Genomic DNA, 15065 nt, shown 5'->3' on the forward strand with positions numbered 1-15065 from the left:
TAATGTACGAGATCGAACTCCTGGTGAATGGCCGCCCCTATCGCGGCACGGCGGAATCCCGGACCACGCTGGCGGACTTCCTGCGCCACTCGCTCGGACTGACCGGCACGCATCTCGGCTGCGAGCATGGCGTGTGCGGTGCCTGCACCATACTGGTCGACGGGGTCAGCGCCCGCGGCTGCCTGATGCTCGCCGTGCAGGCCGACGGGGCGATCGTGGAGACCGTCGAAGGGCTCGCCCGGCCGGACGGCACCCTGCATCCGCTCCAGCAGGCGTTTCGCGACACCCATGGCCTGCAATGCGGCTTCTGTACGCCGGGGATGCTGATGACGCTGGTCGAATTGCTGCGCGAGACCCCCTCTCCCACGGAAGGGGAAGTGCGCGAGGCGATCTCCGGCAATATCTGCCGCTGCACCGGCTATCAGAGCATCGTCAACGCGGCGCTGCGCGCCTCCGGATCGTGCACGATCGAGGGCGAAGCGCCATGACCGGGACCAGCACGCCCACGGACGCCAATGTGGTCACGCACGCTGCGGTCGGCCGCTCGGTGCCGCGGCTGGAAGACCCGGCGCTGCTCACCGGGCGGGGTCGCTTTCTCGACGACATCGTGCTGCCGGACATCCTGCATTGCGCCTTCGTGCGCAGCCCGCTCGCCCATGCCCGCATCGAACGGATCGATGTCGGGGCCGCCCGTGCGCTGGACGGCGTCCATGCCGTGCTGACCCTTGCCGACCTGCTGCCGATGCTGGCCTCGGGGCGTATGCCGCTGGGGGCGAGCCCGATCAAGGGCGAGAACAGCAGCACCCCCTTCGTGCTGTCGAACAAGGAAGTCGCCTATGTCGGCGAGCCGATCGTGCTGGTGGTCGCCAAATCGCGCTATCTCGCCGAGGACGCAGCGGCTCTGGTGCAGCTTGAGCTGACGCCGCTCCCGGTGGTCTGCGATGCCCGCGAGGCGATGGAGCCCGGATCGCCGGTGGTGCGCACCGAGCTGAAGAGCAACTTGCTCAACTCGTTCAATGTCGGCTATGGCGAGGTCGAGGAGGCCTTCGCCAAGGCCGCCCACGTCTTCTCCGACGATCTCTGGCAGCATCGCGGCTGCGGTCATTCGATGGAAGGGCGCGGCGTTCTCGCCGAGATCAGGCCGGACAACGGGCTGTGCGTCTGGTCGTCGACGCAGATGCCGCACGATGTCTACTACATGCTCGCCGCCATGCTGGGCATCGACCAGAACGCGCTGCGCGTCATCACCCCGGATGTGGGCGGCGGGTTCGGCCCGAAATACTGCCTCTATCCGGAAGAGGCCGCGATCCCCGCCGCGACGCTGCTGCTCAAGCGCACGCTGAAATGGGTGGAGGACCGGCGCGAGACCTTCATCTCCTCGATCCAGGAGCGCGACCAGTATTGGTCGGTAGAGGTCGCCGCCGACGCTGAGGGCCACCTGCTCGGGGTGCGCGGGCGCATGGTGCACGACCAGGGCGCCTATGCGCCCAAACCCGTCAACCTGCCCTACAACTCCGCGACCTCGATGAGCGGACCCTACATGCTGCCCGCCTACAGCATGGACGTGCATGTCGTTCACACCAACAAGGTCCCGGTCTCCTCGGTGCGCGGCGCCGGCTATCCGCAGGCGGTGTTCGCCATGGAGCGGACGATGGACCTGATCGCGGTCAAGCTGGGGCTGGACCGGGCAGAGGTCCGCCGGCGGAACCTGATCCCGCCGGAGAAGATGCCCTACACCAAGAAGCTCAAGGCCCGCTCCGGCGCCGCCATGGTCTATGACAGCGGCGACTATCTCGCCTCCCAGGCCGAGACGCTGGCCGCCGCCGGCTGGGATGATTTTCCCGAACGCCAGCGGCGTGCGCTCGCGGCGGGCCGCTATATCGGCATCGGCCTCGCCAATGCGGTGAAGGGCACCGGCCGCGGGCCGTTCGAGAGCGGGGTGGTGCGCGTCGGCCAGAACGGCAAGGTCAGCGTCTTCACCGGCGCCGCGGCGATGGGACAGGGTCTCGCCACCGCGCTGGCGCAGATCTGCGCGGACGAGCTGGCGATACCGCCGGAAGACGTGACGGTGATCGCCGGCGACACCTCCACAACGCCGTTCGGGCTCGGCGGCTTCGCCAGCCGCCAGCTCGTCACCGCGGGCTCATCCGTCCACCTCGCCTCGAAGGCGGTTGCCGGTAAGGCCATCAAGGCGGCGAGCGTGCTGCTGGAGGTGAGCGAGGACCAGCTCGAGCTCGGCGATGGCCGGGTCAGCGTCAAGGGCGGCAATCGCAGCATCAGCCTCGCCGAACTCGCGCAGATGCTGCGCGGCGCGCCCGGCTATGCGTTTCCGGCCCAGCTGGAGCCTGGGCTGGAGGCCAGCGTGCAGTGGAAGACCGATGCGCTCGCCTATGCCAATGCCTGCCATGTGGTCGAGGTCGAGGTCGAGCCGGAACTCGGCCACGTGGTGCTGACCCGCTACGTGGCGCTGAACGATTCCGGCCGCATGATCAATCCCATGATCGTCGAGGGCCAGATCCATGGCGGCATCGTCCATGGCATCGGCAACGCGCTCTACGAGCTCATGGGCTATGACGCCGCCGCCCAGCCGGTGACGACGACCTTCCAGGAATATCTGCTGGTCACCGCCACCGAGCTGCCGACGCTCGAGACCATCTATCGCGAGACCCCCTCGCCGAAGAATCCGATCGGCGCCAAGGGTGTCGGCGAGACCGGCACCATTCCGGCCGCCGCCGCGGTGATCTCCGCAGTGGAGAATGCGCTCTCGCCGTTCGGCATCCGCATTTCCCAGACCCCCATCCCTCCCGAGACATTGTTCAACCTGATCGAAGCCGCGCGCCGGTCGCGCGCCGGATCGCCTGCATGAAGCGAGGATTGCCAAGATGCCGAAGAAACTCGAACTCACCCTCGCCTGCGGCGACTACGAGATCATCCGGCCGCTGAAGGAAGGCATCGTCCAGCCGGACGGCATCGAGCTGAACATCCTGACCAAGGCCGATTCCGCCACGCGCCATTGGCGTTTCTTCCGCGGCAACGAGTACGACATCGCCGAATGCTCGGCTTCCTCCTACATCGCCGCGCGCGATCGCGACATGCCGTTCCGCGCGCTGCCGGTGTTCCCGCATCGGCGCTTCCGCCACGGCTTCATCTTCACCAACACCTCTAAGAACATCACCAAGCCGACCGACCTGATCGGCAAGAAGGTCGGCGTGAAGTTCTATCTGGTCACCGCGACGCTCTGGCTGCGCGGCATTCTCGAGCGCGAATACGGTGTCCCGCATCAGTCGATCGAATGGTTCGCCGAGCTCGACGAGGACATCAGCTTCACGCCGCCGCCCGGCCTGAAGCTGACCCGTCTGCCCGACGACAAGTCGGTCGAGGCCATGCTGGCCGAGGGCGAACTCGATGCGGTGCTGCATCCCGACATCATCGACCCGATCGTCCAGAACGATCCGCGCGTCGGGCGCCTGTTCCCGAACTACAAGGCAGAGGAAGAAGCCTATTTCGCCAGGACCGGCATCTTCCCGATCATGCACGTGCTCGGCCTGAAGCAGGAGCTGGTCGAAACCCACCCCTGGGTGGTTCCCAATCTCTACCAGGCGTTCGACGAAGCGAAGAACATCGCGATGAAGCGCATGCGCAATCCGCGCCTGGTGCCGCTCGCCTGGTATCAGGAAGCCTGGGACGAGCAGGAGAAGCTGCTCGGGCCGGACCCGTGGGAATACGGCCTGAGCGATGCGAACAGCCGGAACTTCGACACGCTGGTGGGGTATTCGCATGATCAGGGACTGATCAGCCGCCACATCCCGCTCGATGAATTGTTCCTGCCGGTGTCGCAGGGCCGCAAGCGCGGCAAGTTCCGCACCTGAGGGGAGATGGATCATGGAAATCAAGAACAGCTTCGAGATCCCGCTGGCCCCGGATGCGGCCTGGAAGGTCCTGATGGACATTCCCCGCATCGCCCCCTGCATGCCCGGCGCCGAGCTGACCGGCCAGACGGCGGATGGCGGCTATGACGGCAAGGTCTCGGTCCGGCTCGGTCCGGTGGCGCTGTCGTTCAGCGGGGTCGCGCATTTCGTGGAGCGCGACGACCAGGCCAAGCGCGCGCTGGTGAAGGCCCAGGGTTCGGACCTGAAGGGGCGCGGCGGTGCGAGCGCACTCGTGACCTTCCAGCTCTCGCCGAGCGGGGCCGGCTCAAAGGCCGATATCTCCACCGATGTGACGCTGTCGGGACTGGTGGCGCAATATGGCCGCGGCGCCGGCGTCATCCAGGGGGTGGCGACCCAGATCGTCAATCAGTTCGCCGCCAATCTGCGGGCGCTGATCGAGGCGAGCTCAGCGCCGGTCTCCGGGGATGGCAAGCCCATGGCCGCGGCTCCCGTGCAACCGGCACCGGCCGCGGTCAAGCCGATCGGCGGCTTCTCGCTGATCTTCAGCGTGCTCTGGCAAAGCCTGCGGCGGCTCTGGGCGCGGGCGTAAGGACTGCAGCCACGTCATCCTGAGGTGCCCGGCAACGCCGGGCCTCGAAGGATGCCGTCCCAGAGCATCTCCTGCTTCAGCATCCTTCGAGGCTCGCTTCGCGAGCACCTCAGGATGACGTACGTGCGCGATCAGAAAACCTTGGCGCCGTACATCTGGTCGGCGGACTTGATGGTTGCCATCAGTATTTCGAGGATCCGCTGCGTGCTCGGCGAATGCGAGCGCAGATGCCGGGTGATCAGGCAGATCTCCCGCGTGACCGAGGGATCGTGCAGTTCGCGGAATTCGAACTCGGCCAGCGGCCCGGTGCGTGCGGCGAGCGATGGCAGCACCGAGATCTTGCCGCCCAATTGCAGCAGCGCATAAAGCGACGTCGTGCTCGATGCGTGATCGTAGGATTCGGTCCGCTCCGTCAGCCCGAGCCCCGGGTGGGAGGCCAGCATGGCACCGATCCCGGTATCCTCGGTCAGCCCGATATATTCGTAGGGCTGGAGGTCGCTCCAGGTCAGCTTGCCTTTGCGCTCGGCCAGCGGGTGGTCGGGCGGAAAGATGACGCCGAACGGGTCGGTCATGACCGGCATGTAGTCGAGATCGGGGAAATTGTTCAGCCGGCTGGAAAGGCCGAAGTCCTTTTCGCCATCCAGCACGGAACGCTCGATCTTGTCCGAGCCCTGGTCATAGACCGATATGGTGACGTGCGGATACTGCCGCCGGAAGGCCCGCAAGGTCGGCGCCAGCACATGGGTCATCATCGACGGCGCGACGGCGATCCTGATATGGCCGCGCTGGCTTTTCGAGACCGCCTGCAGATCCGTGATCGCATTGTCGAAGTCGCGCAGCACCCGCTCGGCCACGACCTTGAACCAGACCGCGTCCTTGGTCAGCTCGACGCGGCGCGTGGTCCGGTCGAACAGCTTCAGCCCGGCGGATTCCTCCAGCTGCTTGATGGTCGCCGTGAGCGAGGACTGCGTCTGGAACAGCCGGTGCGCCGCCAATGTGAACGATCCGGTTTCGGCCACGGCCACGAAGCACCGCAGATGCCGAAGCGAAATTCGTGCGCCCATTCCGTCCTAGGCCTTCACCCTGATTACCGCGCAACGACCTACCATGAAACGAATCCAAGAAGGGTGTCAAAGAACGCGAAAGCGCTGGGAGCATGTGGATATGCGTGGTCGCGGCTCCGCTGTCCCCTGGAGATGAACGTCATCCTGAGGTGCCGCACGGCGGCCTCGAAGGATGCCCGTCCCCGATGACGGCCCTCTTCTTGACCATCCTTCGAGGCTCGCTGCGCTCGCACCTCAGGATGACGTCGACTACTCCACACACGCGCGGGGCGACGCCGGATCCGGCGTCGCCCCGCGAACAGTTCTGCGAATAGCCCCGTGCGCAAAGCGCCGGACAGACGCTGCTCAGTCGTGCTGGGTGATGATGTCCACCAATGCCGGCTGGCCTGTCGTCGCCACGATCTCGGCGGCGCGCGCCAAGGCCGCCCTCACCGCTTCGGGCTTGTCGATCGGACCCTCGGCCCACCAGCCCTGCGCCCGGGCGATGCTGGCGAAATCCGGCGCCGGGCCGTCGATCTCCATGCCGATATAGGCGTTCTCCACCGGACGGGCGCGCTGATGCGCCATGTGCTCCTGATGCGCCCAGTCATTGTAATAGGCCCGGTTATTGACCATGACGACGAGCATCGGGATCTTGTAGTAAGCCGCCACCCACAGCGTGCCGAGATCGAACATCAGGTCGCCATCGGGCTGCAGATCCACCACCAGCCGGCCGGTGCCCTTATAGGCGAGCGCCACGCCGAGCGAGATGCCGATCTGGGTGGCGGTGCCGAGGCTGTCGCCGGGATGGCGATAGGGCTTGTCGAAATCCCAGATCTTCCGGGCCCACCCCCGCGAGGTGCCGGCGGTGAGCACCCAATCGTAATTGCGCACGACCTCCCAGACCTCCCTGGCGAGCCGCGCCGTGGATAGCGGCGTCTCATCCGCCACCGCGTCGGCCTGCGCCTGCCAGGACGCCCAGCGCTTGTCGTGCCTGGCAGCCAGAGCCTCGCGACGCGCGGCGCGACGCTGTTCACTGGCAGCGTCGGACTGCGCCCTGAGTGCGCGACACAGTTCCACCAGTTGCGGCAGCGCCGAGACGGTGTCGGCGGCGACGTCGAGCTCCAGCGGCAGCAGCCGGCCATAATCGTGCGACCAGCCACGGATGCCCGAATAGCTGAAGCCGAGCGACATCGAGCGGGCGCCCTCGGGGATGTGCGAGGTCACCACCCGCGTCGCCGAATCGACCGAGGTGACGGCCGCCTCGCCGTCCTTGCAGTCGAGGAACAGCACCAGATCGGCTTCCTTGACGATGTCCGTGCCCGTCAGGTTCAAGGGATGCCGGTTGGGCATGTTGAGGCGCGCGCCGGTGTCGATCACCCCCGAGGCAGTGATTTCGGCGAGTTCGGGGATCAGCGTGAAGGCATTGGGATCGCGGCCGGCGAAACCGGCCACGATCAATGGACGCTCGGCCGCCATCAGCGCCGCCGCCAGCTTCGCCAGTGCCGCGGGATCGGCACCCTGCGGCGCCGGCAGGCTGAAATGCGCGGGATCCAGCAGCGCGATCGGCTCGGTCAGCGCCTGCTCCTGCAGGTCCGCGTCGAGCGAGATGTAGACCGGGCCGGCAGGACCGGACTGCGCGATGTTCCAGCCGCGGATGAGCGATTCCGGGGTCGCGGCCAGCGAGCGCGGCTCGTCATCCCATTTCACATAGTCGCGTACCGCGTTGCCCTGGACGTTGGCGCTGTGGAACCAGTCGATCGCCGGGCGCCGGCGTGCGGTATCGGCAGGACCGGAACCGCCGAGCACCAGCATCGGCACGCGATCATGGAAGGCGTAATAGATGCCCATGGTCGCCTGGAGCAGCCCCACGAGATCGTGCAGGGCCACCGCCATCGGCCGGCCCGTCGCCTTGGCGTAGCCATGGGCGACGCCGATGGCGACCTTCTCATGCTGGCAGCAGATCAGCTCAGGGCCGCCGCCTTCCCAATTGACCAGCGAGTCGTGCAGGCCGCGGAAGGAGGCGCCGGGGTTCAGGCTGATATAGGGGATGCCGAAGGAGCGGATGACGTCGACCATCAGGTCGGAACCGTATTTCGCCTCGCTCATCGAATGAGATCCTCGGAGATGCCGGCCTTGCGCATGATCGGCTTCACCTGCTCGCGCAGCAGGCCGGCGATCGGCAGCGTCAGCCGGGCCTGGTCGCCCATCTCCAGCACGATCTGCATGTCCTTGTGAGCCCACGGGATCCGGTGCATGTCCTTCCAGTGCTCGAGCGGCCAGTTGGTGCCGCTGGAGCGCAGCAGCGCCGGGATCAGCTTTTCCTTCGGCACGCCGTGGCTCTCGGCAATGGCGAGCGCCTCATGGTCGGCGACCAGCGCCGCCCACAGCAGCATGTTGTTCATGGCCTTGCCGACCATGCCGGCGCCGACCTCGCCGAGGTGGAAGATCTCCTTGCCGCACGGCTCCATGACCGGACGGACCTCCTCGACCACGTCGTCGGCACCGCCGACCAGCCATACGAGATAGGCCTCCTGCGCGCCGCGCTCGCCCTGGCACACCGGCGCATCGACGAAACGGACGCCGCGCTCCGCGCAGCGGGCCGCCAGATCCTTGGCCTGTGCAGGCGTGATGGTGCTGGCGACCACGACAATGGCGCCCTTCGCGGCACCGGCAAGGATCCCTTGGGGACCACAGATCGCGGCTTCGACCTCGTCATAGAAGCCCGGCATGACGAAGATGATGTCCGACGCGGCGGCGACAGCGCTGGCCGACGCCGCCCCCTTGCCGCCAAGCGTCTCGACGGCCGCGACCGCCTCGGGGACCGGGTCATATGCGGTGAGTTCGAAGCCCGCGGCAACGATATGGCCGGACATGGGACGCCCCATCCGGCCCGCACCGATGAAACCAATGCGAGGTTTGATAGTCATTCTGCCTTCACTCCGAATATCATTAGAAACATACGGCGCACGCTCGGTCCGCAATTGAACCAAGAGGGCGTCAGTTTTCGTGTTCCTAAAGAAAGCGAGCAAGAAAGGCGGGAACGATAAATCAAAATATAACTAGATGTATTCTCTCGATATTTCACAATGTGTCCGGAGCAATGGGCTTCGCGTGGCCCTCCTCTTTTGAATCCAGGAGATGCCGGAGCATGTTCCGCGTCAGTCGAGAGACTCTTGCGACGGGAACATGCTCCGGCGGTTCAAGCTCGATCACTCGCCGAACAGCGGGAAGATGCCGGGCGGCAGCGGCAAATGCAGGACCTGATCGAACAGTAGGAAGATCACCCCTGCGGTGCCCAGCACATAGAGGAAGCACACCAGCCACGACGACTTGGCCACGAAGCGCAGATACAGCACCGTGAAGATCGGCAAGGTGACGAGCAGCCCGAACAGATACAGCCCGACAAAGAACAGCACGATCCAGCCGATGGATTCGGCCCACATGCGCCCGTCGGCACGGGCGAAGATCTTGTGGAACTCATCCTCATTGCCCTGGTCCTCGTCGACATCGGCGACGAGGGTGATTTCGCCATCCGCCTTGGCAGCACCATCGGCGGCGAGGCTCTGCGCCACGACCGGGGGTGCCGGGCTGGCGACCACCATCGGGGCCGCAGCAAACAGGTTCCACACCAGCGAGGCCAGCTTGAGCAGGATGAAGATGGTGCTGGTCGCGCTCAGCAGCCGCGGAAAGAACGCGGTGCCGCTTGGCCAGCCCAGGGTCAGCACATAGGCGCTGACCATGAGCACCAGCAGGACCAGGGTGATGACCCAATCGCCATAGTCGATGGCCTTGCGAGAGGTTGCGTGCACGCGTGAGCTGGTCATGACTGCACTTCCTTGAGCTGGTCCTTGGGCCGGCGCGAACTCTTCAGGGTGGCCCACCCGGTCTTGAACAGGATCACCGCCACCGCCGCGGCAAGCAGCATGACGAGCGGGCGCTGTATCCAGCTCCAGCCATAGAGCGAGGTCGACAGGAACAGATAGCGCTCACAGAGATCGCCCAGCACGGCGCCGAGCAGGAACGGCACGCGCGGCCAGTTCCATCTGAGGCAGACCACGCCGAGGATTGCGGCCCCGAGCATGATCCACACATCGAACATGCTGTTGTTCTCGGAATAGGCGCCGAGCACGACGACGATGAGCAGGAACGGAACCAGGATAGGGCCTTCGGTGAAGGTCAGGCGCGCCAGCGGCTTGAGCAAAGGCAGCGCCGCGATCACCACGATGATGTTGGCGATGATGGTGATCCAGACCATCGAGAAGGTCACGTCGAGATGCGTCGTCAGCATCTCCGGTCCCGGATTGAGCCCGGTGATGAGGAACGCATTGAGCAGAATGGCGGTGGACACGCTGCCGGGAAGGCCGACGGCGATCATCGGCACCAGCGAACTGCCGTCCTTGGCGTTGTTGTTGCCCGCTGCGGCGAGCAGCCCTTCGATGCTGCCCTTGCCGAACTGCTCGGGGGTCTTGGAGGTCTGCTTGGCATGGCCATAGGCGATGAACTGCGAGACCGACCCGCCGACGCCGGGGATGACGCCGATGCCAGAGCCGATCAGGCCGGCGACGGCGACGGTCTTCCAATAGCGGAAGGTGTCGAGAACGCCCTCGCCGACCCCGACGATCTGCCGGCTGGCGGCCTTGCCGGCGATGCTCTCCTTGCTCAGCATCAGCTGAAGGATTTCCGGACCGCCGAACAACCCGATGACGATCGGGATGATGCCGAGCCCTTCCCACAGATCGAGCTGGCCGAACACATAGCGCGGCACGCCGGCCTGGGGATCGATGCCGACCAGGGCGATCAACAGGCCGAACGTGCCCATGATCATGCCCTTGAGCATCTGCCCGCGCGACAGCGAGGCGATGAACACCATGCCCACCAGGGTCAGCATGAAGAATTCGGGCGGCCCGAAGGCCATGACCATCGGCCGGATGATCGGGATGGAGAGCGCCAGGAACGCGGCACCGATCACGGCACCGAGCAGCGAACTCATCAGCACCGCGCCGAGAGCGCGTCCGGCCTGGCCCTTTCTCGCCATCGGATGGCCGTCGAGCACCACCGCGGCTGATGTCGCCTCGCCTGGAATGCCGAACAGCACCGAGGTGATGTCACCTGTCGTCGAGGTGACGACCTTCATGCCGAGCAGGAAGGAGAACACATGGATCGGCTCCATGCCGAAGGTGAAGGGGAGCATGAGGGCCATGGCGACCGGCCCGCCGATCCCCGGCAGGATGCCGACAATGAAGCCGATGAAGATGCCTATCAGCATCAACCCCATCGAGCCCGGGCTGAGAACCTGGAGCAGGCCGGAAAGCGCTGCATCGAGCATGAGTTAGTCCTATCCGCATATGGTAGAGCGGATGCTCACCGAGCCGGCAGGGATATGCCCGCCCGATGAAGCAGCCGATTGCCGGGAAAACGCCTGAACGGACGTCGCCTTACGCGCCGCGGTTACGTGCTGCAGTTACGTGCCGCAGTTACTTGCCATACGACTTGCGAAGCAGCTCAAGATAGTCCTTCGGAGCCCCTTCGGTGACGCCGCGGATCAGGCCGGCGATCTGCTGGCCGCTGAGCGGAGCCACCGGACGGTTCAGCTTCTTGGACTCCTCGAGCAGCGGCGCGCTTGCCATGGTCCGATCGAAGGCGTCGCGCAGGCACTTCAGGCGATCTTCCGGTATCTTGGGCGGACCCGCCAGCGACCGGCCGGCGGCGACGACGTCGGATTGCGCCTTCACCATGGGTGCGTGCTTGGCATCGACGACGTCGGACAGCGATTTCACGTTCATCTCGCCCGGTATGTCGCCGGTGCCATAGGCCCACAGGATGCGTGCGGTGCCGGCCTTCTCGGCCACCTGCGCGGCGCTGAGCGAGGACGAGAACAGGTCCAGCTCGCCGCGGCCCAGCGAGGCATAGACCTCGGGCGCGCCGCTGAAGCCGGTGATGACGTCGGCATTCAGTTCGAGGACCTTGGTCAGCAGCGAGGCTTCGATGTAGTCGATGTCACCGACGCCAGAGGAACCGATGCGGACCTTGCGCTCAGTCCCCAGCTTCTTGAGGTCTTCGACGGTCTTCACCGGGCTGCCGGGCGAGGTCGCGATCACGTCCGGCTCACCGGAGACCCGGCCGATCCAGGAGAATTCGCCGCTCTTGAACTCGACGCCATCGGCGCCGCCAAGCTCGGAGGTTACCATGCCGCTGGCGGACATCAGCTGGATCCTGAGGCCATCCGGCTTTGCCTTCCAGGTCTGGTTGGTGCCCAGCAGTCCGCCGGCGCCGGGCTGGTTGCGCACGATCATGTTCGCCGCGCCAAGCTCGCCGCCCATGAACTTCGCGACCATGCGCCCATAGACGTCGAAACCGCCGCCGGGGGAGAACGGGACGATGAGTTCGACAGTCTTGTTCTTGAAGAATGCGCACGCGTCATCCGCCTGCGCATTGCCGGCGGCGCCGGTCACAACGGCAAGGGATGCAACCAGTGGCAGCGCGAACCGGCGCAAGCTTCGACCGAATTTGGTAACTTCAATTCTACCGGACGCTGAAAGCGCGTACATCGACTTCTCCGCTCATGGATTGGAAGGACGACTGCATCATCCGGCAAGTCGTGCTGATACGACTTGCCGCGCGATCAATCGGACGGAGAAATTATGACAACGTCCAGCTTTGCAATGGCGCGAGAAAATACGTCTTCGCCTCAACTGCAAATGCTACGGAATCGCTGCGTAAAGCGCATGTAATCGACGCAGCTCCCAGAACAATAGCCATTGGTTCCCCTCATTTTTGCCTGATACACATCGTGCGTGTGTCTAAAGGCTATTATGGCCCGCGCAGGCATCGGAACAAATGGATAATATTTCTGGCTTATTCGTTTTTGCTTATATATTGCCTACTCCTGCGCGAGCAGTCGCCGCCGCGGACAAAGTGTAAGCTGGATCGGCGGCGCCGGTCGCCACGAATATCGCGCCCAATTTGAGCACGCCACCGCGCGGATCTCCCGAATTCGCTTAAAATATAGCGTATCGTCGAGGGGCGGCGCCGATAATGTGGGCCTACCCGTCCATCGCAAAGGTTGCGTGACGAGGCTGGTCCGGCGCCCTCGCCATCCGCCGGAAACTGGCGGCTAGCGGCTTGTGGAAAAACCCAATCCTACCATAATACCTGCCATGAACCGTTCCACCCTTTGCCCAAGCTCGGGAGCTTGCATGTCCATCATTCTCAATCGGCGGCGCATGCCTGGGCTCGTTGGTTCCCGCCAGGAGGCATGACGGCCGGCCTCGGGCCGATTCAGGCGCGCGTTCCACCGGAAATGACGCAGACCGCGTTGGCTGCGCCAAGGCCCTTATACGAGATTGAAGGGGACCCATCGGCATTGATGGTCACCGATACGATTACGCCCGCACTCTGGGCCTCGTAATGGTGGTCACTGACCTTCTTCAGATCAGCCTCCTTTCCGTTGATATAGATCGGGCCGCCCTCCTCCGTGCGTACGTCGATATTCCCGGGACAAGAGGCATTCAGTTCTGGGATGTCGGCTTGCGCTCCCGCGCCCATCAGCAGCACAGCTGCGACTATCGCGCTTTTCATCTTCGCCTCCTCCCGAGTGCCAGCGCCTCACGGTTGTCGGGCAAAATTCTTGCCTGACTGGATACGGAACGCCGTTCCTGCCGGCCGCGTTCGGTCTCCGCAAAGTTTGTCATTGCAGCAAGCCAAGGGGCGGCGCCACAAAGCGCTCAAACTGTGATGGCGGTCACAGCATCGCTCGCGCGAATGTTTCAATTTCATTGGGCCAAGGCGACGGGAGTTGTCTTGAGCTGGCGGCGTCCTCCGGTTAGCCGACCCCCGGAGGCGCCGCCATATCCCCGCCGGGCAAAAGCCCCGCCATCCAACGAGAATGGCGCAGGCTGGCCTCGCTGCGCCAGCTTCGAGGCCAGCGCACAAACGATCAGCCCCCAATTTCCGGCGCCTGTCAGAGCCGAAACCGTGGGGGCACCGCGAGCCAGGCGGAACTTTGGCGCCAGCACGCAGTAGACGGCATACGAAGAGGGGCTCCTACCGTCGAGGGTCCGATGCTCGTCATCCTGTCTGGTGCGCTCTTCATTCTTGCTGGCGTCCTCTATTTGGGCGTCGCGGCAATCTTGAACGGCCCTCTGAGCCGTTCGCGCCGTTCGGCGGCAGCAAGTGATACCCTCGAACCGCCGGAGCGCGGCATCAGCGTCTTTGGGCTGTCGCGAAACTGGCCTGGCCTGGCGCTCCTCGCGCTGGGCAGTCTTCTCATGTTGACGGGGGTCTAAAACCCCCGTCGAGGAGAGGCGCAGACATCTATTTGGCGGCCCGCCGTACCGTCTCGGGCGCCTGGCCGATGCGCCACTGGTAGGGCGGCAGCGTGCCGTTGACCGCGAAGTCGCCGATGATCCGGTCCTTGTAGATGCGCGGATTGTGCGAGGAGAGCGTGCGGGCGTTGCGCCAGTGACGGTCGAGGCCAAGCGGCTTGCGCGTCGCCGAGGCGCCGAGCGCGTCGAACAGGAGGGTCGAGGCGTCGAGCACGAGTCTCGTCACCACGCTCTGGGCCTGTGCGGTCTCCAGCTCGGCGATGGCGTTCGCTGCCTCCTCCGCCGCGTCGTCCCCGGCGAAGCGGGCATCGAAGGTGCACTGCAGCGAACCGGCTGCGTGCAGCGCGATGGCGCCGGCGGAATAGGCGGCGGCGCGGAAATCGCGCTCGCCAACCGCATTCCCAAGAAGTTCCTCGACACCATACTTCTGGAACTGAAGAATGCCGGCATGGTGCGATCGAAGAAGGGGCCCGGCGGCGGCTACCGTCTGGCCGGGCGGCCCAAGGACATCCACGTCGGCCATATCATCCGAGCGCTGGACGGGCCGCTGGCGCCGATCAATTGTGCAAGCAAGAGCGCCTATCTTCCCTGCGAAGACTGCCCCGATCTCGAAGCCTGCGCGGTGCGCATCACCATGACCAAGGTCCGCGACGCCGCCTCCGATATCCTCGACCGGATGACGCTGGACGAGATGATCATGTACGGCCGCGTCCGTGATCCCGACCTGATGTACCACATCTGATGCTCGGTACCTTGGGACGACGGTTTGCGTGGGCCTGTGACCCCATCAGCGCACCGCTGCCAAAAGCCCCCGACCTTGCGGCGGATGCTTGGGGCATTTCGTGGCCCCGTGGGCGCTCGGGTGGGTCATTTTGATTTTGATCACTGCCCCACTTCTGGCCCCATTTCTGTCTTGAGATAGAGAGGGTCAACATGGGCAGTTTGCAGCGAGCGCAGGACGCTGCTTGGAGGGTGCAGTCCCTCCTGCCCGGTTTGGTGATGGACTTCAAGGCAGTTCCTTGGAAGCCTGCGGCGGTGCGCGGAGCCTTCCAGCCTGTACTTCGATATGGGTCTTTCGAGACCAACGCAGGCTGCGCTCTCCCGTGTCGACCTCCTCACGGCGCTTGATAGGTCGATGAACCTATCAAGCGCCCGAACAAGGCAGCCGGGCGGGACCTGCGGCTTGAGGCCGAGCGGGTACAACATCCGCGTGGCC

The 15065-nt window shown here is 64.9% G+C and carries 13 protein-coding genes and 1 pseudogene; 6 read left to right on the plus strand and 8 right to left on the minus strand.

What is annotated here, in order from left to right; all coding sequences use genetic code 11:
- Positions 1–2 precede the first annotated feature (2 nt).
- Genes G3545_RS14635 through G3545_RS14650 form a run of 4 tightly spaced genes read left to right on the plus strand, consistent with a single transcriptional unit; the run spans position 3 to position 4479 of the window.
- On the plus strand, positions 3–488 hold the full coding sequence (locus G3545_RS14635; RefSeq protein WP_170013787.1) for a (2Fe-2S)-binding protein: 486 nt from the start codon (positions 3–5) through the stop codon (positions 486–488).
- The gene (locus tag G3545_RS14640; protein ID WP_170013789.1) at positions 485–2866 is read left to right on the plus strand and encodes a xanthine dehydrogenase family protein molybdopterin-binding subunit; all 2382 of its coding nucleotides are present in this window, start codon (positions 485–487) and stop codon (positions 2864–2866) included. Before G3545_RS14635 ends, G3545_RS14640 begins: the two co-directional genes overlap by 4 nt.
- Before the next feature lie 16 nt (positions 2867–2882).
- On the plus strand, positions 2883–3869 hold the full coding sequence (locus G3545_RS14645; RefSeq protein WP_170013791.1) for an ABC transporter substrate-binding protein: 987 nt from the start codon (positions 2883–2885) through the stop codon (positions 3867–3869).
- A 13-nt stretch (positions 3870–3882) separates the two neighbouring features.
- Positions 3883–4479, plus strand: a complete 597-nt coding sequence (locus tag G3545_RS14650) for an SRPBCC family protein (protein WP_170013793.1) — start codon at positions 3883–3885, stop codon at positions 4477–4479.
- Between the two features lie 131 nt (positions 4480–4610).
- Here the strand turns inward: G3545_RS14650 and G3545_RS14655 are convergent, their stop codons facing one another.
- The 7 genes from G3545_RS14655 to G3545_RS14685 form a co-directional block, all read right to left on the minus strand.
- Positions 4611–5543 (minus strand): LysR family transcriptional regulator, encoded by a 933-nt coding sequence (locus G3545_RS14655; protein ID WP_281411722.1) that lies wholly within the window; start codon positions 5541–5543, stop codon positions 4611–4613.
- 345 nt (positions 5544–5888) lie between these two features.
- A complete protein-coding gene (locus G3545_RS14660) occupies positions 5889–7631 on the minus strand; it encodes a thiamine pyrophosphate-binding protein (RefSeq protein ID WP_170013797.1) in 1743 nt (580 codons plus the stop codon).
- Positions 7628–8452 (minus strand): NAD(P)-dependent oxidoreductase, encoded by an 825-nt coding sequence (locus tag G3545_RS14665; protein WP_281411723.1) that lies wholly within the window; start codon positions 8450–8452, stop codon positions 7628–7630. Before G3545_RS14665 ends, G3545_RS14660 begins: the two co-directional genes overlap by 4 nt.
- 282 nt (positions 8453–8734) lie before the next feature.
- A complete protein-coding gene (locus tag G3545_RS14670) occupies positions 8735–9349 on the minus strand; it encodes a tripartite tricarboxylate transporter TctB family protein (protein ID WP_170013801.1) in 615 nt (204 codons plus the stop codon).
- The gene (locus tag G3545_RS14675; protein WP_170013803.1) at positions 9346–10851 is read right to left on the minus strand and encodes a tripartite tricarboxylate transporter permease; all 1506 of its coding nucleotides are present in this window, start codon (positions 10849–10851) and stop codon (positions 9346–9348) included. The genes G3545_RS14670 and G3545_RS14675 overlap by 4 nt, the downstream gene beginning before the upstream one ends.
- 148 nt (positions 10852–10999) lie before the next feature.
- Entirely contained in the window at positions 11000–12019 is a 1020-nt protein-coding gene (locus G3545_RS14680) for a tripartite tricarboxylate transporter substrate-binding protein (protein ID WP_170013805.1), read from the minus strand.
- 784 nt (positions 12020–12803) lie between these two features.
- Positions 12804–13103, minus strand: coding sequence for a hypothetical protein (locus tag G3545_RS14685; RefSeq protein WP_170013807.1), 300 nt, complete (start codon positions 13101–13103; stop codon positions 12804–12806).
- Positions 13104–13585: 482 nt separating this feature from the next.
- Here G3545_RS14685 and G3545_RS14690 point away from each other — a divergent pair, with 482 nt between their 5' ends.
- Positions 13586–13810 carry a hypothetical protein gene (locus tag G3545_RS14690; RefSeq protein WP_170013809.1) on the plus strand — a complete coding sequence of 75 codons (225 nt, stop codon included), beginning with the start codon at positions 13586–13588 and terminating at the stop codon, positions 13808–13810.
- 28 nt (positions 13811–13838) lie between these two features.
- Here the strand turns inward: G3545_RS14690 and G3545_RS14695 are convergent.
- Positions 13839–14225, minus strand: a pseudogene (locus G3545_RS14695) (monooxygenase); the annotation flags it as partial.
- Here G3545_RS14695 and G3545_RS14700 point away from each other — a divergent pair.
- Positions 14187–14591: an Rrf2 family transcriptional regulator gene (locus G3545_RS14700; protein ID WP_246702836.1), complete on the plus strand. Its 405-nt coding sequence runs from the start codon at positions 14187–14189 to the stop codon at positions 14589–14591. The pseudogene G3545_RS14695 and the gene G3545_RS14700 overlap by 39 nt on opposite strands.
- Positions 14592–15065 lie beyond the last annotated feature (474 nt).

It is taken from the genome of Starkeya sp. ORNL1, assembly GCF_012971745.1.
GTDB lineage: Bacteria > Pseudomonadota > Alphaproteobacteria > Rhizobiales > Xanthobacteraceae > Ancylobacter.